The organism is Geodermatophilus sp. SYSU D00758 (assembly GCF_054049955.1).
Genome location: NZ_JBJGYK010000063.1, coordinates 1 through 21,705, shown reverse-complemented (window position 1 = coordinate 21,705; position 21,705 = coordinate 1). Strand labels below are relative to the sequence as shown.

Annotated in this window: 23 protein-coding genes and 1 pseudogene; 13 read left to right on the top strand and 11 right to left on the bottom strand. The window is 67.7% G+C overall.

The window, feature by feature from the left end; genetic code table 11:
* Positions 1–709 (bottom strand): hypothetical protein (locus ACI8AC_RS24145; protein ID WP_456900393.1); only part of this gene is annotated, 709 nt, incomplete at its 3' end.
* A 634-nt stretch (positions 710–1,343) separates the two neighbouring features.
* Here ACI8AC_RS24145 and ACI8AC_RS24140 point away from each other — a divergent pair.
* On the top strand, positions 1,344–2,042 hold the full coding sequence (locus ACI8AC_RS24140) for an MrcB family domain-containing protein (RefSeq protein ID WP_456900392.1): 699 nt from the start codon (positions 1,344–1,346) through the stop codon (positions 2,040–2,042).
* On the opposite strand, the gene ACI8AC_RS24135 is transcribed toward ACI8AC_RS24140, so the two are convergent.
* The gene (locus ACI8AC_RS24135) at positions 2,014–2,466 is read right to left on the bottom strand and encodes a helix-turn-helix domain-containing protein (RefSeq protein ID WP_456900391.1); all 453 of its coding nucleotides are present in this window, start codon (positions 2,464–2,466) and stop codon (positions 2,014–2,016) included. The genes ACI8AC_RS24140 and ACI8AC_RS24135 overlap by 29 nt on opposite strands.
* A gap of 237 nt (positions 2,467–2,703) precedes the next feature.
* Between ACI8AC_RS24135 and ACI8AC_RS24130 the strand changes: the two genes are divergently transcribed.
* Together ACI8AC_RS24130 and ACI8AC_RS24125 are read left to right on the top strand one after the other, a co-directional pair.
* Positions 2,704–2,931 (top strand): hypothetical protein, encoded by a 228-nt coding sequence (locus ACI8AC_RS24130; RefSeq protein ID WP_456900390.1) that lies wholly within the window; start codon positions 2,704–2,706, stop codon positions 2,929–2,931.
* Positions 2,932–2,993: 62 nt separating this feature from the next.
* Positions 2,994–3,878, top strand: coding sequence for a hypothetical protein (locus ACI8AC_RS24125; protein WP_456900389.1), 885 nt, complete (start codon positions 2,994–2,996; stop codon positions 3,876–3,878).
* A 188-nt stretch (positions 3,879–4,066) separates the two neighbouring features.
* Here ACI8AC_RS24125 and ACI8AC_RS24120 read toward each other — a convergent pair whose 3' ends face one another.
* A complete protein-coding gene (locus ACI8AC_RS24120; RefSeq protein ID WP_456900388.1) occupies positions 4,067–4,399 on the bottom strand; it encodes a hypothetical protein in 333 nt (110 codons plus the stop codon).
* 368 nt (positions 4,400–4,767) lie between these two features.
* Positions 4,768–5,094: a hypothetical protein gene (locus ACI8AC_RS24115; protein ID WP_456900387.1), complete on the bottom strand. Its 327-nt coding sequence runs from the start codon at positions 5,092–5,094 to the stop codon at positions 4,768–4,770.
* Between ACI8AC_RS24115 and ACI8AC_RS24110 the strand changes: the two genes are divergently transcribed.
* The 3 genes from ACI8AC_RS24110 to ACI8AC_RS24100 all read left to right on the top strand — a co-directional run bounded on the left by ACI8AC_RS24110 (position 5,080) and on the right by ACI8AC_RS24100 (position 6,528).
* Positions 5,080–5,478 (top strand): recombinase family protein, encoded by a 399-nt coding sequence (locus tag ACI8AC_RS24110; protein ID WP_456900386.1) that lies wholly within the window; start codon positions 5,080–5,082, stop codon positions 5,476–5,478. The two genes, ACI8AC_RS24115 and ACI8AC_RS24110, sit on opposite strands and share 15 nt — an antisense overlap.
* Positions 5,479–5,683: 205 nt before the next feature.
* A complete protein-coding gene (locus ACI8AC_RS24105) occupies positions 5,684–6,166 on the top strand; it encodes a hypothetical protein (protein WP_456900385.1) in 483 nt (160 codons plus the stop codon).
* Positions 6,167–6,195: 29 nt separating this feature from the next.
* Positions 6,196–6,528 carry a hypothetical protein gene (locus tag ACI8AC_RS24100; protein ID WP_456900384.1) on the top strand — a complete coding sequence of 111 codons (333 nt, stop codon included), beginning with the start codon at positions 6,196–6,198 and terminating at the stop codon, positions 6,526–6,528.
* On the opposite strand, the gene ACI8AC_RS24095 is transcribed toward ACI8AC_RS24100, so the two are convergent.
* From ACI8AC_RS24095 to ACI8AC_RS24070, 6 genes are all read right to left on the bottom strand, one after another.
* Positions 6,529–7,050 (bottom strand): hypothetical protein, encoded by a 522-nt coding sequence (locus ACI8AC_RS24095; protein ID WP_456900383.1) that lies wholly within the window; start codon positions 7,048–7,050, stop codon positions 6,529–6,531.
* A gap of 25 nt (positions 7,051–7,075) precedes the next feature.
* Complete coding sequence (locus tag ACI8AC_RS24090) at positions 7,076–7,537, bottom strand: class F sortase (RefSeq protein WP_456900382.1); 462 nt, start codon at positions 7,535–7,537, stop codon at positions 7,076–7,078.
* A 415-nt stretch (positions 7,538–7,952) separates the two neighbouring features.
* On the bottom strand, positions 7,953–8,351 hold the full coding sequence (locus ACI8AC_RS24085; protein WP_456900381.1) for an excalibur calcium-binding domain-containing protein: 399 nt from the start codon (positions 8,349–8,351) through the stop codon (positions 7,953–7,955).
* A 556-nt stretch (positions 8,352–8,907) separates the two neighbouring features.
* Positions 8,908–10,086: an OmpA family protein gene (locus ACI8AC_RS24080; RefSeq protein WP_456900380.1), complete on the bottom strand. Its 1,179-nt coding sequence runs from the start codon at positions 10,084–10,086 to the stop codon at positions 8,908–8,910.
* A 26-nt stretch (positions 10,087–10,112) separates the two neighbouring features.
* Positions 10,113–11,438 carry a hypothetical protein gene (locus ACI8AC_RS24075; protein ID WP_456900379.1) on the bottom strand — a complete coding sequence of 442 codons (1,326 nt, stop codon included), beginning with the start codon at positions 11,436–11,438 and terminating at the stop codon, positions 10,113–10,115.
* Positions 11,435–12,154, bottom strand: coding sequence for a hypothetical protein (locus tag ACI8AC_RS24070; RefSeq protein WP_456900378.1), 720 nt, complete (start codon positions 12,152–12,154; stop codon positions 11,435–11,437). Before ACI8AC_RS24070 ends, ACI8AC_RS24075 begins: the two co-directional genes overlap by 4 nt.
* Before the next feature lie 912 nt (positions 12,155–13,066).
* Here ACI8AC_RS24070 and ACI8AC_RS24065 point away from each other — a divergent pair.
* Both ACI8AC_RS24065 and ACI8AC_RS24060 read left to right on the top strand, forming a co-directional pair.
* Positions 13,067–13,735, top strand: coding sequence for a hypothetical protein (locus ACI8AC_RS24065; protein ID WP_456900377.1), 669 nt, complete (start codon positions 13,067–13,069; stop codon positions 13,733–13,735).
* Positions 13,736–14,282: 547 nt separating this feature from the next.
* Complete coding sequence (locus tag ACI8AC_RS24060; RefSeq protein ID WP_456900376.1) at positions 14,283–15,488, top strand: hypothetical protein; 1,206 nt, start codon at positions 14,283–14,285, stop codon at positions 15,486–15,488.
* 153 nt (positions 15,489–15,641) lie between these two features.
* Here ACI8AC_RS24060 and ACI8AC_RS24055 read toward each other — a convergent pair whose 3' ends face one another.
* A complete protein-coding gene (locus ACI8AC_RS24055) occupies positions 15,642–16,244 on the bottom strand; it encodes a hypothetical protein (protein WP_456900375.1) in 603 nt (200 codons plus the stop codon).
* Between the two features lie 132 nt (positions 16,245–16,376).
* On the opposite strand from ACI8AC_RS24055, the gene ACI8AC_RS24050 reads away from it, so the two are divergent.
* The 5 genes and pseudogenes from ACI8AC_RS24050 to ACI8AC_RS24030 form a co-directional block, all read left to right on the top strand.
* Positions 16,377–16,541 (top strand): hypothetical protein, encoded by a 165-nt coding sequence (locus ACI8AC_RS24050; protein WP_456900374.1) that lies wholly within the window; start codon positions 16,377–16,379, stop codon positions 16,539–16,541.
* Between the two features lie 417 nt (positions 16,542–16,958).
* The gene (locus ACI8AC_RS24045) at positions 16,959–18,917 is read left to right on the top strand and encodes a GmrSD restriction endonuclease domain-containing protein (protein ID WP_456900373.1); all 1,959 of its coding nucleotides are present in this window, start codon (positions 16,959–16,961) and stop codon (positions 18,915–18,917) included.
* Positions 18,918–19,437: 520 nt separating this feature from the next.
* On the top strand, positions 19,438–20,085 hold the full coding sequence (locus tag ACI8AC_RS24040; RefSeq protein ID WP_456900372.1) for a DUF6308 family protein: 648 nt from the start codon (positions 19,438–19,440) through the stop codon (positions 20,083–20,085).
* Between the two features lie 353 nt (positions 20,086–20,438).
* Positions 20,439–21,080, top strand: a complete 642-nt coding sequence (locus tag ACI8AC_RS24035; RefSeq protein WP_456900371.1) for a hypothetical protein — start codon at positions 20,439–20,441, stop codon at positions 21,078–21,080.
* A 510-nt stretch (positions 21,081–21,590) separates the two neighbouring features.
* A pseudogene (locus ACI8AC_RS24030) lies at positions 21,591–21,705 on the top strand (IS481 family transposase); the annotation flags it as partial.

Here is a 21,705-nt window from a genome sequence, read left to right as displayed (position 1 = left end):
CCCTTGCGGGCCACGGCGATGACGTCACGACGGAACTCCGCCGGGAACGGCTTGGGCACGATGCTGATCCTTCCAGCGAGGCCCAGGGCCTCACAGGCAAGGAGTCAACCGAACCGGGGGCAGTCCCACGGATCCAGATGTCGCCGTGTCCGCCCCTCGGACGATTGTCTTCCTCCCGAAGGACTGGCTGGCCGGCCTCACTTACCGACCAGACTCCGTTGACGTCCTCGAACTGAATGTGATCCCAGTCGATGGAAGAGGACTCTCCTATGGTTGTCACCATCCTTTCTAACTCGGTGGCGTTGAGGATGGCGATCGAACAGGGCGGTATGAGGTCCATTGTGACGACTGGATACCCGTCATAGACGGGGACATCTGTGAAGTCGACGCCGTCCAACTCGCTCCCTGCGGCCACGTCATCAGCTGACGCCGCCTTGTAGCGGAGAACTACTCCATTGATCGGCACCGTCGATCTGTTCTGAATAGTGAGGGAGTTGGCGGAGTCGGCATAGTCCAGCCACCAAGAAACTCGACTCGCATATTGACGCTGACGCTCCTCGCGCAGCTCTTTATTGAACCGCAATTGATCATTCGTGGCGTTTGACTGGACAGTATTGGCTTCTGCCTGCATGGTGTTGGCTTCGGCCTGTCTCTGCAGCGAGACGCTCGATACGATGACAGCGGCCGAGGCAGCCAGAAACGCGAGCACAGAACACCACGCTTGGACCTTTTCCGCCCATGAGGGGGAGTGCCCGGGACCGGGCGGTCCCTCGGGGCCTTGCGGGCCTTGCGGGCCTTGCGGGCCTTGCGGGCCTTGCGGGCCTTGCGGGCCTTGCGGGCCTTGCGGGCCTTGCGGGCCTTCGGGGCCCTGTGGAACAGACATGCTGCGACTCGCTCCCCCCTGCGGCTAGGGACTTGCCGGAGCCGGCTCGCCAAGATCGACGAACGCATCCAATCCACATTCGCTAGTCACGTCTAGACGATCATGCTTCCCCCCTGCGATCTAGGGCGTGTCCGATGGATCATCCCGGTAGCCAAGTCCGCGGCGACCTCGGCCTGGCTCAGGTCACCACGGCGGGCGACCCGGACGACATCACTACCTGAATGGCGGCTACCGCCCGGCCAACCCGACGTTCGCAGTCAGCGCGGCGGCATCGGCGTCTTCCACGAGAGCAGTCTCTCAGCCCGGTGCGGCCCACGCTGGAGTTGCCGCGGGAGCCCCCCAGGGAGCGGGACGAAACTCCTCGCAGTCTTGAGGTAGCCCTCGCATTACCGCGGCCGGAGTCGCCAAACACTGACGTCACTCCCGGCAAGCGTCGGGCCTCGCCCGTAACGTCCGGTGCATGGACATCCGCGAGGCGTTGGCTGGTGTCGCGTCCTACTCCCACCTCGCTGACCGCGACCAGGCGGCCCAGCGACACCTCGGCGACGTTCGTCGCAACCCACCCTCGGAGTTCCCCATCGGACTGCGCGTCCTGGTCAGCGGCAGCGGTCAGAGCCTTCCCCTTGTTCCCTGGATTGCCCTATTGGACAAGGACGTCACGGAGACAGCTCAGGACGGCCTGTACCTCTGCTACCTCTTCACGCAAGATCTGGATGGCGTGTACCTTTCGATGAACCAAGGGGCCACCCAGCATCTCCGCGTCGCGACGGATGCAGGGCATAAGGGCCGCGCGGCCGAGCGGGCAGCGATCGAAGAGGAGACCCGCCTCCTTCTCAGGTCCTTACTCGCCGACGTGCAGCCGCCCGGAAGTGAAACGCAGATCGACTTGAGGTCGAGAGCCCTTCTTCCGCTGGCCTATGAGGTGGGAAATGTCGCAGGCGTACACTGCTCACTGTCGGCTCTACCGGCCGCCCCCGCCCTGGCGGATGACCTGAGCCACTTCGGTGCGCTCTACTCAGCCTGTTCCGCGAAGGCCTTCGACTGGCGCTGCCGCAGCATGCGCAGAGGTGCCCGAGAGCGCTGCCTCTCATCACGCACCAGGAGCCGGGCTGAAGCCAGGCCCTACGTCCTCACGTGCCTCGCCGAGAAATCGCGATAGACAGGTACTTGCCTCCTCCTCTCGAGGCCGCCACGCCCCCGCGGGCATGTGGAAAAGCCGGGTGGTGTCCCCTGCGACCTCTACGGTTCCGGCTGTGACGGACGATCCGGATTCGGTGGTGCCGACCGCCTACGGAGGCGTACCTAGTGCTCCATAACGGACGTGCTTGATGTGTTGCGGCGTCGCGGATCGGTGGCCTTGGCGATGACGGTGTCGGGGTCCTTGGTCCACGCCAGGTCACCACCGTGCCCTCGGCGCAGCCCACGGTCGTCGCGATCTGCTTGCCCGGCACCTCGTCGGCGGCCAGCAGCACGATCCGGGCCCGCTCGACCACCCGGGCCGGCGCCGCCTTGTCGCGCACCCGCCGCTGCAGCTCGCGCCGATCGACTTCCGAGACCTGTACCACCCGCACGTGCGCGGCCATGAGAAATGGTCACCCTGGCCGTGAGATCACATCAAGGAGCACCGCGACGGAGCACTAGTGCCGAATCAGGAGTCGGAGACACGTCTGGGCCTCAATCTGGCACCTCGTAGACTATTGACTTCAGGAGAAAGCGCGCTACTGGATTCGTCTGCCAGTTCGCAGCGGACATGCATGACGAAGAGCAGCAAGTTCCTCACCGCTTGACGAAGCTCAGTATGGCAGCAGGCGTCCCAGACCATGCCTGAACTGAGACCGACCCCCACCTACTTCCAGCTGGCCAAGCCCACCGTGACTCACCCTGACGGCCGACGCTCTTGGCGGCTGACCGACGACGTCCGGGTCACGGTCTACCCGAGCGGGCGCATCGAGTTCATCGACAGCGCCGGTCGGCCGTTCGAGGTCCGCACCTGGCATAACCGCCGGGGGACGCAGATCGAGCTGGTGCCCCGCCCGGACATCGCGTGACCGCTGCCTCGGCCTCCAATGTTGAAGTCAAGCCCGGTCAGTGACTCGCGCATGATGGTGCCGTGGCGAACGATGGAGAAGGAGAACAGCGCGGTCCCACGGGGCGCGACCCCCGTCTTGACAACCTACGAGTCGAACCGACAGGCAACTGCTGGTGGTGCGGCGCCAAGGCAGACAGCCAAGAGCACCGCTTCAAGCACTCATCGCTGCGTCGCGTAGCCGGCGGGAAGGATCCTCGCAACGTCTTCAAGAAGAGCGACAACTTCGAGGGGGTCCTGAGAAGTATCAAGTCTGGATCTCAAGTGCTCTGGCCCAAGAACTTCTGCCAGAACTGCAACAACGCACGCAGTCAGCCGTTCGATCTTGCGTATGACGTGTTCGAGGACTTCCTGTTTAGGAACGGCCACAAGATGGGCCGATGGGAGCGGCTCAGTTGGCCTGACATCTTCGGTGGTGAATGGCGGGAGGGTGCGACGAACCTTGCAAGATACTTCGGCAAGCAGGTCGGCTGCATGCTGTCAGGGCAAGACTTGCCCGTCCCAGAAGACCTCATCACGTTCTTGAACGGCGCTGAGCGCTGTCCCAGCGTGCGCTTCATGCTCCTTCGCAACTGGCGCGCGGTCATCGCGGACAGCACTATGCGCCGCCACAGTGCCGTGGAAGACGGCCTCATGACCTTTATTGGCCTACTGGAGTCTAACGCCTACGCATCTGATGGCGTCCTCAGTGGCCACGACTACGGATACCACATCGGCTACATATGGGTCACGGCGCAATGGCGAATGGGGACTGACAGGTCGTCGTGGTTCGAGTGCCCGTCGATCGAACTACCGTTAATCAACGGCTCTCCTCGCGATCGACTCAGATGGCTCCCGCATCACCTCGATATGGAGTATCGTCATTATTCTGCCCGCGTTCGCGAATACCTCAGTCGCCGGAAGAGCTGATTGAGGTCTCGAACCGCCTAGCGATCGGCTGAATTATCCGCATCAGCCATCCACGCCGATGCGGGTTGACCTTCAAGCCTTAGACCGTCCACGACTGGGCTACGTCTTTGCCCGCATCGTCGGACCCGGGGACCGCCCTGCTGCCCGCCAGGTCGCAGGTGGAAGAAAGATCGAAACGGCTCCCGGGGCTAGAAGTCTGCCGGGATCGGCGGTGGTGACACAGGCCGAGGGGAGGACTCGGCCGACGGTGCGGGAGTGGGAGCCGCTCCGGTTGCCCGGCGCAGGTGTAGCGCCACGATCCGGCGTACGACATCGCTGTTTGGGTCGAAGCCGAGGTCGCCGATGATCCCGGCCAGCGCTGCATCCGGCTGCTCCACCAGTCGACCCCGAAGGTCGGCCTCCACGTCCTCCACGCGGGATTGGTGGCCGACCATCCGGTCGGCCAGCCGGGCCAGATGCTGCCGCTCCACGTTCAGCACGGCCAGCCACTCCGACGGAGGAGACGGAAACCGCTCGATCACCCGGGCCAGGTAGGCGATGGCCCCGTTGGTTCGATCTAGCTCGGCCGAGCGGGGTGGTGTATCTGGAGACCTCCTGAACGATCGACGCCTTCACGACCCTGTCAACGCCCGCGTCGCGCACCTGCGGAGCCGACCCGCCGTGCATCCGGCAGACCGGTCGTGCCCTTGATCGCGGGCTGGCGGCACGGCCCCCCGTCCCGGCGTCGGGCGGTGCACCGGGCCCGGACGTCGTCCAGCGGTGCCCGGCCCGGACCCCGGGGCGGATCCGGACGGGGCACGCCGCCGTGCTGGACGCAGACGCCCTGGCCGGGCATTCGCGAAAGCGGCACCCCGGCTGGGAGCACTTCTGCATGCTGTCGGGCACGGGCTCAGGCCGCCGCGCGGGAAATGCCGGACGCGGTGACCGGCACGGTGAGCCGGAGCGCTTCACCAGCCCGGTGCAGGACGGCCTCGAAGCTCTCACTGAACACCATGTGGTCGTTCGCCGCGTTGAGCACCGAGTCCCGGACGATGCCGAGGGCCAGGACCCCGCCGTCCATGAAGGCGAACGCACCGGCGGGGAACACGTACGCGACCACGTTGGCCGGGAAGCTGGCCAGCGCCCCACCGGCCGTCTGCGCGCCGAACGCCTGCCCCGCCTCGCCGTCCAGCGTCCAGGCGTGCAGGAGGCAGTCCTTTCCATGGCGTGGCGGCACGGCGCGGCCGTCTTCACCGTCGAGAGCGGCGAGGTGCTGCAGGACGACCCCGACGACCCCATGAGGACGGCGCTTCAACAGATCGTCGGGGCGTTCGCTGAGCTCGACCGCCGCATGATCGCCAAGCGCCTCCGGGACGGCCGCCTGCACAAGCGCGATGCTGGCGGATACGCCGGGGGACGGCCGCCGTACGGCTGGCGCGCGGAGGATGGCGCGCTGGTGGAGGACCCGGCCGAGCAGGCAACCATCCGCTTGACCCGCGAGCTGCGCGCGAGCGGCCTGAGCCTTCGCCAGACGGTGACGCAGCTGGCGGCTCAAGGCTTGACCAACCGCCAGGGCGGGACATGGCACAGCGCGGCCTTGGGGCGGGTCCTCGATCGCTGAGAACGGCCCGTGTCGGATCTCGGTGCGCGGAGGGCCGGAGGCGCATGAGGTAGCGCGTGCGGAGTGCCCAATCTCGATGCACGCGGGCACGCGTTCGCTCTCGACTCAACGTGCTCGCTCCTCTGCCGAAGTAGTCGACCGAAGGCTTTGGGCCAGACGCCTGCTCAGAGCGTTCCGCAGACCCGTTATGGAACTGGGGAGAAGATTGATCGTCCTCGGCATCGTCGTCGCGGCTATCGTCCTGGCTTGCCTTCCGTGGTGGAAGCTCAAGGCGAAGCTAATGTCCCCCGAGGATCGCAAGCGCTATCTGCAAGAGCGGGAGCTGAAGCGGCAGCAGCGCGAGAAGGCGGCTCAAGAGGCAAAGGAGAAGCAAGAGCAGGCGAAACGGGATGCGGATGAACGCCGAACGGTTCGAGGTCCCGACTGGGCGCTGGTGACTACCGGCAAGTTGCCCTTCATGACCAATGGGATGGCTGGTACTGCGGCCACCATCCGGAATGAGTCGTCGGTCGACAAGTCGTTTGCCGTGAAGATCCACCTGCTCGCACCGTCGGGGACTCGCTTCGGAACTCTGTCCGCCATGAGCAGCAGGCTGCCAGGCGGCAGGGAGGAGCTGCTTCAGTTCATGGCCTCGCCGACGCCGGGACAGAAACTCGCATCGGTCGAGTATGAGGTCCAGTCCTACTGACAGTGGACAGCTGGCCTAACCTGTCCTGAGTGACCGACCTTGCCAAGTCCGACTCCCGCCAAGCGGTGCCAGGGCTAACTCCGGGGCAGCTCACCAAGCTCCTCTGCGAGATCCTCAGCGAGGGCCCCGTGCACGGCATGACGCGTGGGGACATGCACGTGCCTCTGTGGAGCCGTCTGCCGGACGCGGTGGAGACTTCGTGGGTCGTCCTGCGTATCGGTGACGAGATCAGCAAGACGCTAACCGATCTAGAAAAGCGCGAAGTGCTAGGCCACGACGCCAAGGATGGGCTGTGGTGGCTGGCTTCAAGGCCGCGACCAGAGGGTCCAACCTACGTTGCCGAAACGCTATTCGAGGTCTGATCAGACGAGTACGAGCCGTTCAGCGGCGCCAGAGCCGCGCCAAGCCCCCTGCTCCCAACAGAGGACTTCAATACCCAAGCTGGACAGCAGTTCTTCAAGCGCAGCCCCGATCGGGGCGTCGAACAGCGCCAGCAGCAGTGGGTCTTTGCGGTTCGCAGCTCGGTAGTAGAAGTGCCGATAGGAGATCAGTTGACCGATAGCAGCGCGCACGGCCTCCTCTGCGTTCACCGACACGGTCTTCGCCTCAACTAGCCAGTCCTCACCGCCCGCTGCGATGGTCATGTCACGCGGGTGCATGTTGTCCGCGGGAAGGTGACCCGCGGCGGTCAAGTCGGCGGCAAAGGCCTCGAGGAACGACTCATGCTTCCTTGTGCGCCGCTGCATTGAGCCCTTGACGTTCGCCAAGTAGTCCGACGAGTCCTTGGGCTTGAACTCTGGCCTGGGTGGATGAGTCTCGTCCCGCCGCTTGGCGGAGCGGGCGCTGGTGCGAACCTGTCGATTTGCTGCGAGCTGATCCTTCACTTCGATGCATTGAGCGATCGCCTGGTTACGGGGAACGGTTCATCGTCAGGCTGGCGAAGACGATGACGTTGCCGAGGTAGTCCCCGGTGTCCTCGTCGAAGGCCCCGCCGCACGTGATGAGCCGCAGGCCGGCGTGATCGATGTCGCCATAAACCTCCTCGGTCGGGAAGTCGTCCTTCGGATGCTCCTCGACCCGGTCAACGCGAAAGGTTGCGACGGAGCCGTCGGCACGGTCGATGACGACGGTGTCCCCCGGGAGCAGTTCGCGCAGTCCGTAGAAGGCCCCGGGTCCTCCCTCCCAGTCGACGTGGCCGGCCAGGACGGAGGGGCCGAGCTGACCGGGGGTGGGACTGCCCTGGTACCAGCCCACGGGGTAGGCGCCAGGCGGGACTTCCAGGGAGCCGTCCCGCTCAAGTCCCAGCTCCATGACGTCGGAGGTGACTCCGAGGGCGGGGATCTGGATCCGGACGGGGGCGCTGGCAGGCATCTGCGGAAAGGTTGGTGCCGGCACGGCCAGCCCGGCAGCAGCCTCCAGAGGACTTGCCGGGGTCCCGGCGTCTGCCGGGGTGGCGACAGCGAGTGGAACATCAACTCGAGCCGGGTGGCTTGCCTGCTGAGGGAGGAGAACGACCGTCGCGACTCCGCTGACGGCGAGCAGCGCGGAGGTCCCGGCCCAGACACGTGCGGCGCGGGGCCGGGATGGACAAGGTGCACGGTGCCGGGTTTGTCCATACCGGGTGACGTGAGGCTGCCTCGCTAACAGCTCCTCGACATCGAAAGCCGTGCTCGAGGCCCGCGCCGGAGGCACCGGCGGGGGATAGACCCCCACAATGCGCACCGCACCCTCCGCCTCGGTGTCTGCGAGGCGGAGGGTGGGAGCGCGGTATCGCACGTTCCGCCGGTTAGGCGCCCGCGCGGGAGCTGCGCCGTGCGGCGAACGCGGCGCCACCGGCCGCGGTCAGCGCGACGCCTCCGAGGACGTAGGGCAGCGCATTGCCCTGATCAGCGGCCGAGCTGCCGTCACCGGCGGCGACGGCCCCGGCGGGCTGGTTGGAGACCTGGGACCCCGAGGTCGAGCTCGACGCGGGCGCGTAGGCGTGGTCCTCGCACGCGATGCCGTCGTTGTCGGCGTCCAGACGCTCCGGGTCGCCCGGGACCGCGTCGAAGGCGGCCTGCGCGTCGGCCTGGCTGGCGAAGTCCGGGCAGTCACGGTCGGTGGCGGCCTGGGCCGTGCCCGAGAAGCCGAAGGACAGGGCTGCGGCGACGAGGACGCCAGCTGCTGCAGTGGTGCGGCGACGCATGTTTTCTCCTGAGGAGGTAGTCAGCTGTGACGGCTCCACCCTCGCTCAGGGTTTGTCGCACCACGAGGGTTCCGAGACGGCGTGGTCAAACAGCCCTGGCCTGACTTGCTTGGCACTACTCGCCATTGCCTGACCGGGATCACCCGCCCCGAAAGGCGGTCCCAGAGACACCCAGCACCTAATCCTTAGCGGATGACGTGGCGAGTTACTCACAAGCCGATCCGCCCGCTGAGCCCGAGCTCGGGCCGGCGAACCCGCGGCGACCCGATGGCCCAGTGAGGTGACGGCATAGACGGTCTCGGTCGAGCCGATGGCCGGCCGGTGGCGTCGGCGGACCACCTTGATCGCGTGGGGCAGGCGGGAAGAGCTGCGCTGGGGATCCAGCTGCTCCGACACCATCCGGATCCGGGCTCCGGGCACTATGCCCGGTCAGTCCCTGCCAGCTTCGCTGCGCGTCGCGTTGCCGTCTTCGGCCAGGCATCGAGGTGCGACCGCCGGAGGGGTCTCGATCACCGCGGCTGTGGTGAGCCGGTCGTCGGATCGCGGAGTCGGTGCCTCAGGCACAGGTGAGGACGGTGTCGTCCCTGGGGTCGATGACGACCTTCCGGTTGAGTGCTGCGGCCCCGGGGTCAAGCGTGCCGTCGGGTAGGTGGTCTTCGACGTAGCCGGGGAAGTCACTGCCGAGGCCCTCGACCGTGAGCCGCTCCGCCGTGACGCCGAGGTCGATGAGCTCGGCGCGCACTGCCTCGGCTCGGCGGAGGCTCAGCTCGCGCTGACCCTGAAGGTCTCCGACGTCCGCCGTCGTGCCGATCAACGTCGCGGTGGCGCCGGATCCGACGAGCTGGGCGGCGACGGGCTCGAGGACCTCCCGGACCGTCTCGGGATCGGCGAAGTTGGCCGAGTCGGGCAGGAAGGTGACGTCCGCGCCGTCCAGTTCGATGACTTCGCCGTCGCAGCGTGGCCCCTCCTCGACTGGCACCGCCTCCACCTTAGGTAGCTCGGGATCCGACTCACCGGACAGTGGCATCTCCTCGACTTCTACCTCGGCGCCGGCGGCCCGCAGGATCGCTTCCCAGATGGCTATGAGGTTCCTTCGCTGGGCCTCATCAAGCGGTTCCTGCGGCGGCGCAACATCACCGAGGCCCTGAAGAATGACCGTGTATCCCGCCAACTCCGGCAGGACACCGGCCGCTTCGAGGCTGGCAACGACCTCCTGCGGGTCGGCGTGGAGTAGTCCAGGCCGGCTGAAGTCCAGGGGCGCGACGGTGGACAGGCCGGAGTCGACAACCACGATGGTGCCGGGTGCGGTGGCCGAGGAGATGCTCCGCCGTCCGAGGCTGATGGCGCCGAGCAGGTCGGTCTCGGGTGTTACCGCGCGGGCGCCGGCAATGGCGTCCAGGACCGCCCGGTGGTTGGCCTCCTTGCTCTGCTCGCGAGCGACGTCGTTGGCGCCGGTGATCGTCAGCGGGCCGCTGTCATCCAGGACGAACGGCGCGCCGTCGGCCACGACGATCGACACGAACGACTGGTCCTGCACCGCGCGGTCGAGCGCGGCAAGCGCGGTCCCGGCCAGGTGGGGCGGCGGCATGTTGCTGCGCGCGCCGACGACGAAGGCCACCGCCCCGACGGACTCCCGGCTGCTCTCGTTGCCGCCGCAGGCGGTGAGGCCGACCGAGACCGCGAGCGAGACGGTGGCCGCTAGGAGACGGCGTCGTCGGATGGCGGATGTGCGCACGAAGGACTTCTCCAGGCCGTGGTCGGTCAGTGGGTGCCGTTCAGGGAGCCGTTGCCGTTGCTCGCTGCGTCCGACGGCGACGGGAAGGGCAGGGGGAACGAAGCCTCCGGGACAGGGATCGCCCGCGAGGTGTCGGGCTCGGCTGCTGGGTCGGGGCCGGCAGATTTGGCGTTGGGCAGGTCGTCCGGCCCGCGCCGTTCCGTTGGCCGTGTTCGTCCGGTGGTGAGGCCGTTGGTGGCGTCGGGTGCGCCGAGATGCCCGGCGAGTTCGACACGGGCCAGCTCCTTGAGCTCGTCGATCTCGGCGTCGGCGATGCCGCCGGCCTCCGCGGCCCACGTGTCGGCACGGGCCTGCTCGCCGCGCGCGTGCGCCAGCGCCTGGCCCAGTTCGGCGACCTTCTGCGCGGCGCTGGCAGCGACATCCCGCTGCTGGGGCAGGGGCTGCCGCAACCCGAGGTAGGTCGCCATGCGGGGGTGGTGGTCGGAGTAGCCGGCGTAGAAGGCGAGCAGGCCGGAGGCGAGGAACAGCCCGCCGAGCAGGACGGCTGCGGCCCGCGGGTCGTGCGTCGTTGTGGCTCCGCCACCGAATGACGTCGAGGTGGTGGTGGCGATCGGCTGCTGCCAGCGGAACCAGACGGCGACGCCCCCGAGCGTCGCCCAGCCGGCGAACATGAGCCCGATGGCCACCCGCCCCAGGCCGCCACGCCCCTCGCGCAGCTCCCTGAACGACCGGCCGACCACATGCATGAGCCCGACCGATGCCGCGGTCAGCGCGGCAGTCAGCGTCCAGATGACGAAGTCTCCGCCATCGGTGAAGAAGCCGGCCAGCGTGAGGCGGAACGTGGCGAAGTCACCGGCTGCGGCCAGGAGGAGCAGGCCGAGGATGACCCCACGATGGGTACGGGAGCGCACCATTCCCTCGAGGGGATCGATGCGGGGCCGTGGTCGGCGGCGTCGCTCGCGGCGGTCGCCGGCGTGGTTCTCGGCCGGTCCGAGGAGGTCCCCTTCTAGGACGGTCACCAGTCGCTCGGTGTGCGCCAGTTCGTCGGCGGCTGCCTGCGCTCGCTGTTCTGCCACGACCGCTTCTGCCTCAAGCCGGCGCACATCCTGCTCCGCGGCTACGACCCGCCGCGTGCGCTCGGCGGCGATGTATGCATGCCGCTTGCTTCGCACGCCCTCGAGCCAGGCGTCCAGGACGTCACCGTTGCCCGCGTCGAGAGCGCCTGCCTCGTGCATGCGCGCGATCCGCTCGATGACGCGCTCGCGGGTGGTCTGACCGGGTGTCCAGGACTCGGGCGAAGCGGACGTCGGCGTTCCCGCGGGCCGAGGCGTCGACCCCGCCGGAGGCGTCATGCGAAGGCTCCAGTAGCCGCGTCCTCCGCGTCGCTGCCCGGCAGAGGTAACTCGGCGCCGAACCAAGGAGGCAAGGTGCACAACTCGGCGTCCCAAGTGGTCACCAGCTTCTCGCGCTCGGGGTGCCGACGGGCGAGAGCCTTCCGGTAGACGGCCCCCAGACGATGTGTCGTCTCGTGCGCTCTGGTGACACGGAACCGCAACTCATCTGCCAGCTTCCGTCGCTCGGCTACCAGAGACGCCTGCTCGGCGCGGACGGCGTCGCGCCGCTCTTCGGTCTCCCTGTGCGCGACTTGCGCCGCCTCGGCAGCGCGCCGGTGAGTGGCCATACGGCGGGCACGGATTCGGGTAACCCCGAGCTCCTCCTCGCCGGGATACCGGACGGAGAGCCACTCCTCGCCTGGGTCTTCCGCCAAGCGGTCTGCCTCCTCGGCCTGCCACGCCAGCATGGCCTCCAGAGCGACCAGTTCGGCGTCGAGGACCTCGAGCCGGACGGCGAGCGGGCCGGCCGTCGACTGGTAGCGGCTCCGCTCAAGCTCGCAGACTTCGCCGTACTCGGCGACGAGCTCGGCGAGGATGGGCGTGGTCGCGGCGCTGAGGCCGAGGGGCAGGCCGGCACGACGATCGGACCGGGCGGCCCAGTACAGCCGAAGACAGGTCAGCCAGTGCGCACCAAAGATTCCTCGGTGGTGGTCGATGCGCTCGAGCACGCCCACGCTCCACTCCCCACCGCGGGGATCCCCGCACTCGTGTCGACGGGGGCTGCCACGGTCGGTGGTCCCCGGCCTCCGGAAGGGGAGCACCGCCGATCCGACGGTGACTCCCGGTAACGGAAGGTGCTCGGATGTTATGGAGCCGTACTGTCCGGAACAGGGTCCCGCGGATACCGATCACCCGAAGGGATGGCCGCTGTGCGACTCACTCGAGGGGATAGTCGACGTGCGGCTGCCCGCCTTCCGACGGCTTCACCGTCACCACGATGCATCGGGACAGGTACGCAGCACCTCGATCACCAGTCGGCGCAGCGGGACCGCCCCCGCACTCTGAAGATTGGCTTGCGGATCCGCATGGCGACCACGTCGGGTCAGCGCTGCCTGAAGCCCGATGGTGAGCGAACTGCACAGGCTTCACGCGGAGCCCCTCCACCGGCCTGAACGCCAGCCCGGCGGCTGTGAGAGCGCCGGACTGGTTGATCTTCGCATCGACGGATCGACCGACGTCGAGGGTTCTCGAGCAGAGCGGGTTCATCCGGACGGCAACCGCGGCACTTTGGGTGCGACGGGGCCATGGATTGGAGCGGAGCCAGACCTCGCCCTGAGGGCGGCGTCAGGGACAGTCCCAACCGGCATGCCCCCTTCAGAACGGTCGACGCCAAGAAAAGTGACAGTCGTCGTCGGGCAATAGCCCAATGAGGGGTTCGGTAAGTAAGCAGGCCCCCTGTAAGGCCACAGCCAGATTGCGAGGCCCTCGCGCGACCCACAGGACCTCGGGTCGCTCGAGGGCCCCGCTCAACGCCTCACTGCCGCGTGAGGTGACGCAGGGCGTTGCCTACCTCGCCTTGGACCGAGGACAGTGTCTCCCGCGGCGATGCTCACCGTTTGGCGCCCGCGACCCAGAGGAGTGGTGGCATGCACACCGAATTCATTGCAATTCGTGGCAACCCCGCGGCGGTCGAGGAAGCAGCTGCCTTCATCCGCGACGAGGTCATGCCAACGCTTCAACACATTGACGGCAGCACTGGCGTATCCTTGCTTGTAGACCGGGAGTCCGGTCGGTGCATCATCATTACGGTCTGGATAAGCGAGGAGGCGATGCGCGGCGGAGCTCAACTCCTCCGCGCTAGCTGGACCCGGGCAGAGGAAATTCTCGGCGGGTCGGCCGAGGTCGCTGAATGGCACATCGCTTTGCTGCATCGACAGTATGGCGGGGGAAGTGGCGCTGCCCGTGTGGCATGGCTACTTACCGACCCAGCACATTTAGCACAGGCACTGGACGCCTACAGGATTGGCGTGCTCTCGAATCGTGTGGAGATTCCTGGCTTCAGGAGCACGGCCGTCCTCGCGGACTGGGGGAGCGGTCGGTTGGCCTCGGTCGACACCTTCGAGAACCGTGATGCTCTAGAGCGGTCAAGGGCCCAAAGGGCGTCGCTTCGGGATGAGTTTATCCAGGCGATGGGGCTGACACTCTTAGACGTCGAGGAATTTGAAATCGTTCTTGCAAGTGGGAGAGCGGTCGAAGCCGCTATGAATCACGATCCGTGGGGCGGGACCCTGGATCCCGTTGAAGAAGAGGCATGAAGCTGGGGGACGCACGTCGAGCGCGTCAGACTCAACTCCAGTCGGCTCGATCGCCGATCACCGCGGCGGTGGGTATCTCGGGACGGTATTGATGGAAGACGTAACCGTACTATTGGACGGCGTCGGCAAGGCACTTGTCGACCTGCTGATATTAGTAGCGGGCATCGGCGTCCCCCTTATCCTGCTAGCGGCGTGGCGTAGGGGCCGCCGTTTGCAGCTCGTCCTGACCGGTTTCGTTAACAGCACAGGCGACGCCTCTTTAGATGCCCTCATGACTGGTTTGACGCATCTAGCCCGGCAGCGAATCGACTCGGAGATCCGGGCAGTATCCAGGCGTCGTGACCAATTGCGCGACGCCTTGGCCGGGCTGGTCCCCTCGACGCAGGACAAGGTCGCGGCAACGGGGCCACAGACTGCCTTGGCCACCGCGACGGGGGGGAGCGGCCAAGAAACTGCAGGGGGACACGCCTCTGCTGGCCGCCGCATCACCGGCATGATCCCAGTGCGCGGCCTTATACCAGGTGCTAGGCGACCGACCGCCGGAGTGGTGCGCGTCCAGGACCGACTCGGCACTGGCCTCGCCGATCTGCTCGGCGCCGCCAGGGATGTGGCGCCGGACCAGGCTCGTGCTGCGTTCGGGTTGGTGTCGGCCATGGTCAGCCGCCCCCGAGGCCTGGGTGTCTCGGGAATTGTTCAAGCGCGTGGCGCCGTCGACGTCCCCCGTTTGGGATTGAGCGTCGAGATTCGGCGACTCGATGACGATCGGTCAACCGATTCGGCGACTTTTTGGGAGCCGGAGCCCATCGTTACGGCGTCCGACACGGCGGAAGTTGCGGCTGGTAAGGCGGCCCTCGGCTCGACGGAGCGCATCCTTGCCGTTCTCGCCCCCGCCGCCCGGTGGGCGGCCGTGCGACTGGTCGTGCAGTCTGTGTTCCCACGGGGAGCCAGGACCGATGAACAGGGTCTCGACCGCCTACTGGGCGGAATGCTGCTCGCCCAAAGCGTTGATGCGTTCTCGGGACACGCCGGCCTGTTCCGCCAGCGGGCCGTAGACGACCTACTCGCGGCCGCCGATTCGCTCGCTGGCTCGCCGCTGCATTTGGCTGCGCTCGCAGACACGCTCGATCGGCTGGCCGCTTCCACACGGTCGGATGGCCTGCTCTACCAGCAGGCGCATCGTCAGTACGCCCGTGCTGTCGAGAGCCTGGCGAATGCTAAACCCCCGATGCGAGAGCTGCTTCAGCGATACCGGGTGCGCGAAGCCACAAGCTGGCTTGACTCAGGCCTTCCCGGGCCTAGTCAACGGGCCCGGAACTGGTTGCGCCATGCGCCGCCTTGCTTCTGCGGCGATGCGTCGGCTATCGATTTGTATGACGCTGCCTGCCTATTCGCCCTGGCCGCGAGGTCCCCAGCGGCGGATGGCAACCTCCGCAGTAGCGATGTTCGTAGCATCAAGAGCGATGTAGGGACGGCGAGTGGTGATCTCGCAGCTGCAGTCCTTGATCGGTCGTTCCTGCATCAAGCAGGCGATCTCCTGCTGCGGGCCTTCGAGCAGGACGAGGTTGGTGGTCGGCTGTATACGCTCGCGCTTTCCGACCGCCAACTTCTCCCCCTTCGTGAGTGGATGATGCAGGTGCCGCGCAGACCGATACCCGCGGATCATGAACGCTGGCTCACTCACCTGTCTTCTACGTGCGCTACGGTGGAAGGAATTGAGTCCCCTAGGCGCACGAGTGCGGAGGGCGAGAACTAGCCGTCCTCGAAGCCAGCACCCTCCTGGACGTTTCTGCTATTCGCTGAATCGCTTCGGCGCTCCAGTATTCATCAGGACGCTGCGGGCGGGAAGGCGTGTCCCTCAGTGGGCCGCTCAGAGCGAAAGTTGCGTGAAGCGTTACAGCCTCACCCGCTACGAGATCAGCTCCTCGACGTCCACGACCTTGAGCAGCTGCTGAAGCTCCGGCTGGGAGCCGAGGTCCAATGGCTGCAGTTCCTTGCCGGCCCGCAGCTCGACCAGCAGTTCGGCGGCGGTGTCCTGGGCGACGGTGGCCGCTTCGGCCGTGGCCCAGGAAACGCCGCGGAGGGCCTGCCGGGTCCAGCGTCCGGCCAGCAGGCAGTCCAGCCTGGGCTGGCCGTAGGCGTCGGTGCCCGCGTGGCGCAGGGCGATGAGCCGGACCTGCTGGATGCCGGGGGCGACGGCGAGGGTCTCCTTGACGGTCACCAGGGCGTGGCCCATCACGGCCTGGGTGTACAGGGCGGCCTGTTCGCCCTTGGGGAGCTTCCGCAGGCTGAGGTTGCCGCTGGCCGTGCTGCCGGGCATGCGCTCGGGAACGATCGACTCGGGCGGGGCCAGCACGACGAGGGACACCTCGTCTCCCTCGACTCCGAAGGGGGCTGCGGCGGCCTCGTTGTCCTGGAAGGCCTCGGCCAGGGTGCCGATCACGGTATCGGGCTCGTTGCGCAGCAGCGCCGCCCACCAGGCGTCCAGCTCGGCCTGGTAGACCGCCTGCATCCGGTGGGCCTCCACCCACTGGGCCTGCAGCTGCGCTCGACGGCCCGGTCGGCCTGCTCCAGTGCAGCGGCGCGCTCGCGCCTTCTGAACAGGGAGATCCCGGAGAGTGCGGCCTGGCGGTGGTGAGCGCGGATGGAATCGGCGTCTGGCGCGGGCGGTGCCGGTGCGATGGGCGGCTGGGCCGGCTCGAAGGTCTCGCGGTGGATGGTCAGCAGCGCCTGGAACAGCTGGGAGAGCCGCCGGGCCTCGTCGGCTTTGGCGGCCGCCACGGGGCTGACGGTGAGCTGGCGCTGGTAGGAGCCCGCCGACGGGCGGCGGGCCGGCGCCCGTCGCCGTCCGCTCCCGCCCAGGGAGGTGTAGTAGCCGACCGGGCCTGCCCCGGTGGAGAACCCGGTGCGGCCGCCTCCGACGTGCAGCCGGGCCGCGCGTGGGCCGATGCTCGTCCTGATCCCGCGACTGGACGCGCGCAATCGGACGCCGGGCGCGATCTTGACCGAGAACCCCATGCCTCTCCTGACACTCTCTGGGCAGTTAGCAGGCCGCCGGCCCGAGGCTCACGGCAGCGAACCGGTGACGGCGGGCCGGCCGGATGCTTCCGTACAGGAACGGCCTGGTCCAGAATGACCGGATCGCAGCCATGATCATGTCGTTCGCCGGAGACGACCGGCCGTGCGCGGTGGCCAGCGGGACTACGGGGAAGCACACGGGGGCAGGGTGTTCGAGCCAGCTGTTGACGCGATTTTGACCCAGCATGAGGAGAAGTCCGGGCACACGCTGATGCGCCAGGCCGCCGAGAGGGCGGTGCAGTTGGGCTACCGCCTCGTTCCCCCCGGCGGCAGCGGCCAGGCCCGGTACCTGCGGCTCATCCTCGACCCGGGCTCGCCGCAGGGTCGCACGGTCACCCTGTACCTGGAGGGCAACCGGCTGATGGTCAACGGCCAGCAGCTCCGCGCCTTCGCCGCCTCCCTGCCGGGCGCGGTCCCGACCACGCGCGATGTGCAATTCCCGCTGGGCACCGTCGAGCTGCAGACACTCGAGACCTTCGCCGCGGTCGCTGCCACCGGCCTCCCGGGTACCAGCGCGACCCCCAGCGGGTCACCCACGGGCCAGCCCAGCGCACCGCCCGCCACGAGCCCTCCGCCCGACACGAACCCTCAGCCCGCACCGGCCCCACGGCGCCGGCCGCAGCCCCCCTGGGAGGGACAGCCGGCAGCCAGCCCCCTCCCGCCCCTGCAGCCGGGACCGCGGGCGCCGATCACACCTCCCCGGCGCACCCCGGAACAGGGCCCTCCGCGGCAGCGCGCACTGGTCATCGCCGCGGTCTGCCTGGTCCTCGTCGTGCTGGTCGCTGCCCTGGCAGGGGAAGCCAGCGGCGCGTTCATCCTCGGCGGGCTCGCCGTTCTGATCGTCGGCGCGATTGCCCTGATCCGCGGTCAGGTCGCCTGGGCCCACATCGCCTCCCGTGGCATCGGGGGAGCCGTGGCTGCCGGCGGCCTGGTGCTGTTTATCGCTGGCGGGTCACTCGTGCCGACCGCGACCGAGCCGGTCGCGCGAAGCGCCCCGGCCGAGACCTCGGCGCCCGTCAGGTCCTCATCGCCGCCCCCGGCCACCTCCTCCGCGCCGTCGGAGGCCGAGATCGCCGCCGCCGAGCGGTCCCTGGCCGAGGCCGAGACCAGCGAGCGGTCCAACATCGGCGGAGTCAGCCCGGTCACCGGCCTGCTGTCCGACGAGGCCACCCAGGCCGCCGTCGAGGCCGCCGAGCCCACCACCGCCCTGGCCGCCCTGGCCGCAATCGAGACCAAGGGCCGCGCCTCCCGCACCGGCTACGACCGGGACCTCTTCGGCTCCGGCTGGGTCGACACCGACCGCAACGGCTGTGACACCCGCAACGACATGCTTTCCCGCGACCTCACCGGGGAGACCTTCCGCCCCGGCACCAGCAACTGCGTGGTCCTCACCGGCACCCTGGCCGACCCCTACTCCGGGCGCACCATCGCCTTCCAGCGCGGCCAGACCACTAGCGACGACGTGCAGATCGACCACGTCGTCGCGCTGTCCGACGCATGGCAGAAGGGCGCGCAGGGCTGGGACACCGCCCGGCGCACCGCCTTCGCCAACGACCCGCTGAACCTGCTCGCTGTTGATGGCCCGCTGAACATGCAGAAGGGCGACGGGGATGCCGCCACCTGGCTGCCCCCGGCCCGCGGCTACCGCTGTGAGTACGTGGCCCGGCAGGTGGCGGTGAAGGCCAGCTACGGCCTGTGGATGACCCAGGCCGAGCGCAACGCCATCGCCACCGTGCTCAGCACCTGCCCTGCCCAGCCGCTGCCCGCCGGAGTGGTCGTCGACCTGCCAGAAGAGGCACCCAAGCCAGCCCCGGCTCCGGCTCCGGCGCCTGCCCCGGCTCCGGCGCCTGCCCCGGCTCCGGCGCCTGCCCCGGCTCCGGCGCCTGCCCCGGCACCGGCACCGGCCCCGGCACCCGCCCCAGCTCCGGCACCCGTCCCAGCCCCGGCACCCGCTCCGGTGCCTGCGCCCGCCCCGGCGCCTCCGGCAAGCGTCTACTACCAAAACTGCGACGCCGTGCGTGCGGCCGGTGCAGCTCCCATCTATCCGGGCGACCCTGGATGGCAGCAGAAGTTCGACCGCGACAATGACGGCGTTGGCTGCGAATAACAGACCCAGTGCCCGACCCTGGCGGCCCGGGGACGCTGCGAGGTTGGTGGCCGCCCTCAATCTCGAATGCGCACGGCGCCGTAAGCCGGGGCCAGGCCATCGTTGATGGACGGCGCGGGACGGTTAAGAGGCCCCGTGTACCGCGTGCGGGGTTCACCTGCCCTGCGAGAGCAGCCGGTCTCCTCGAATTGGGATGCTGCGCGACCTGTTCTATCGCCCCGTCCGTCGCCGCAAAGGCCTGACTACAGTGGAGCCCAGCGAGCAATTTCCGCTGTCTCAGAAGGGCTCTCAGGGCAATTATGGGCCACTCCTGCGAGAGGTTCGGGCCGCATTCCTCTTGGGCCCAGATGTGGGCGTCTGCTTTGTCGTGGTATTTCCCGGCCTACCATGATCTGACCCAAGCCCGGCGTGGTCGCATGACCCAAGGCGCGCCTTGCGGGTGCGGGACACGCAGAGGACCTGAAATCACAGCCCTGTGCTTCCCCGCATGCCAGGCTCCCGGGCCGTGACAACAGTGCGCGTGGGCGGCATCGAAGTCCTTAAGGCCGAAGCGCTCGAGCATGCGCGGAGCTACCTCACCGACGGGTCTGGGTGGGGATACCCGGCCTATGAGCGGTACGAGGCCGGCCGGGCACTCGGGCCGCTGACCGATGCCGATCTGCTGAGCCCGCCACTGCTTAACGTCCAGCACTTCGACCTGGGCGTCTACGAGAGCCTGCAGGCGGTCCGGCCGCAGCTGCAGGAACGCCTGAATCAGATCCGGCCGGCCGCCTCGATCTTCGACGCGACCGACGACGAGCGCGAACAGGTCCGTCGCATGCTCGCGCTGCTCGACCACCGAGGCATCCCCGGCGCCAGGGGCACGATCCTGTCCAAGGTGCTGCACCGGAAGCGGCCACACCTGATCCCGCTGTGGGACCGCAACGTCGAGAACGTCTACCAGTACGGGGCGACACCCCGGATCCCGCCAGTGCGGGGGCGGTCCTGGGGCGAGTTCTACCTCGCCTTCTCCGACGCCGTCCGGAGGGACATCGAGGCCGACCACAGGTTCTTCGAGGACGTCGCCGCGCTCGCAGCAAATCCGCCGATCTCGCTGCTCCGGGCGGTCGACATCGTGGCCTGGTGGGCGGGACACCCGGAGCGCTGGCCTCGCTTCCGCCAGCCCTGACAGGCTCGGTGGGGCTATCCAGCGGAGCCGCGTTCACGATGTGCCCGGCCAGGCGTCTGGGGGACTTGCGACCGCCTGCACCCCGAAAGGTTCGGGCGATCTGCAGGCTGAGTATGAGCTTCGGGCAGTGCTGCGGCTGGCAGCCTCCCCCGGAAGTGGCCGCTCGGACACACGCAGCGTCGCGCGTCCGCGATCACCGAGCGTCAGATGCGTCTCGGCAGTTTCTGCTGGTACGGAGGGTGCAGAGCCTCTGGCGTGGGGACCCCGGCCCCGTCACCCTTTCAGTGGGCGGAGGTCCGTCCCGCCTGAGCGACGAAGGGGGCAACATGGCGCCAGAGACTGTCTCACACTGCGTGGTGCTGGACTTCCGAGAGGATGAAGCTGGCTTCTTCTGTCTCGTTGACCACTGGGATGCTGTTGGTCCCGAACCGCTGAGAGTCTCCTGGAGTGCCGAGCGCGCCGATGACCCGGCATATCACCCTGTGGCCGGTGGGGTGGTCTACGTTGCCGCGCCTCCTCATGCCACTGGACCCGCGCAATATACGGCTCGTCCTCGACGAATGAGCGATCGCCAGGTGTTGTGCTGGACCGAGGGCGGACTGGCGACCGGCGCCCAGTGTGTGCTCGTTGCTCTGCTTCCGAAGAATTTCGGCTTCGAGCGAATGGTGGACGGTCAGCAGCCGTACGAAGCAAAGATATTCCATGGTCGCCTGGCGCTGCTCTGGCCATTCGACGTCGCGGGCAGGGTGCGGATTTGCTGGAGGGTAAGCCGGGCATTTGTCAGCGAGTTGCAGTGCATCGAGACTCAGTTGAATGACATCGAACCGTCGTCATCGAAGCTAGTGGATGTGGGTGACGTGCCCGCCGACCAGAAGGCGATGTGGGCCGCCGCTGCCTTCGCGCCCGTTGCGAAAGTCCCAGCAGAGGTCGAAGAGACGGCAGAGTGGCGCCTGCTGCCCGGGCACGCAAGAAGTCAGGAAGATGGCGCCCAGTGAGCCTCGACTGAGCTGCGGCCGGAACGCCACACGCGTCGCCAGCCTATTGCTCCTGCAGGCCGTGTCTAGGAACGGAGCGAGGGATTGCCAGATCTCTTGAGGTATGCAGGACTGACTGGCGCGTGGACTATCGTCATCATTCTCGCCGTTTTCTTGGTGCAGCGGGCGATAGTGGGCGGTGTCGAGAGGAAGTTTCAAAGTTCCCTGAACGTCTCGGAAAGGAAGGTGGAGAGCTCCCTGCGGTCAACTGAGGACACGGTCAGGAGCGAACTATCTCAGGCTGAGGCGGCGTTGGCGAGGCGCCTTGACCGGCTGATGCAGGTCGACCTCGACCTTAGAAATAAGCGCGACTCGGCGTATCGCCCACTGTGGGAGCTAGGTGTACTGACCAGCAACGTTGGTCGAGGACGTGTGACCACACGATCTGACTGACTGATCTTGTGGAGGGAGGACCTCCGGACGTGGAGTGGAGCTGCTGAAGGCGACCACTCACACGACCCGGAGGTCCTCGTGGCCCACGCTAATGCCGCCCTGACTCCACGCCACCGTCTCAAGCTCGCCCGCGCGATCGTCGAGGACGGCTGGTCGATCAGCTACGCCGCGGCGGTGTTCAACGTCGCCTGGC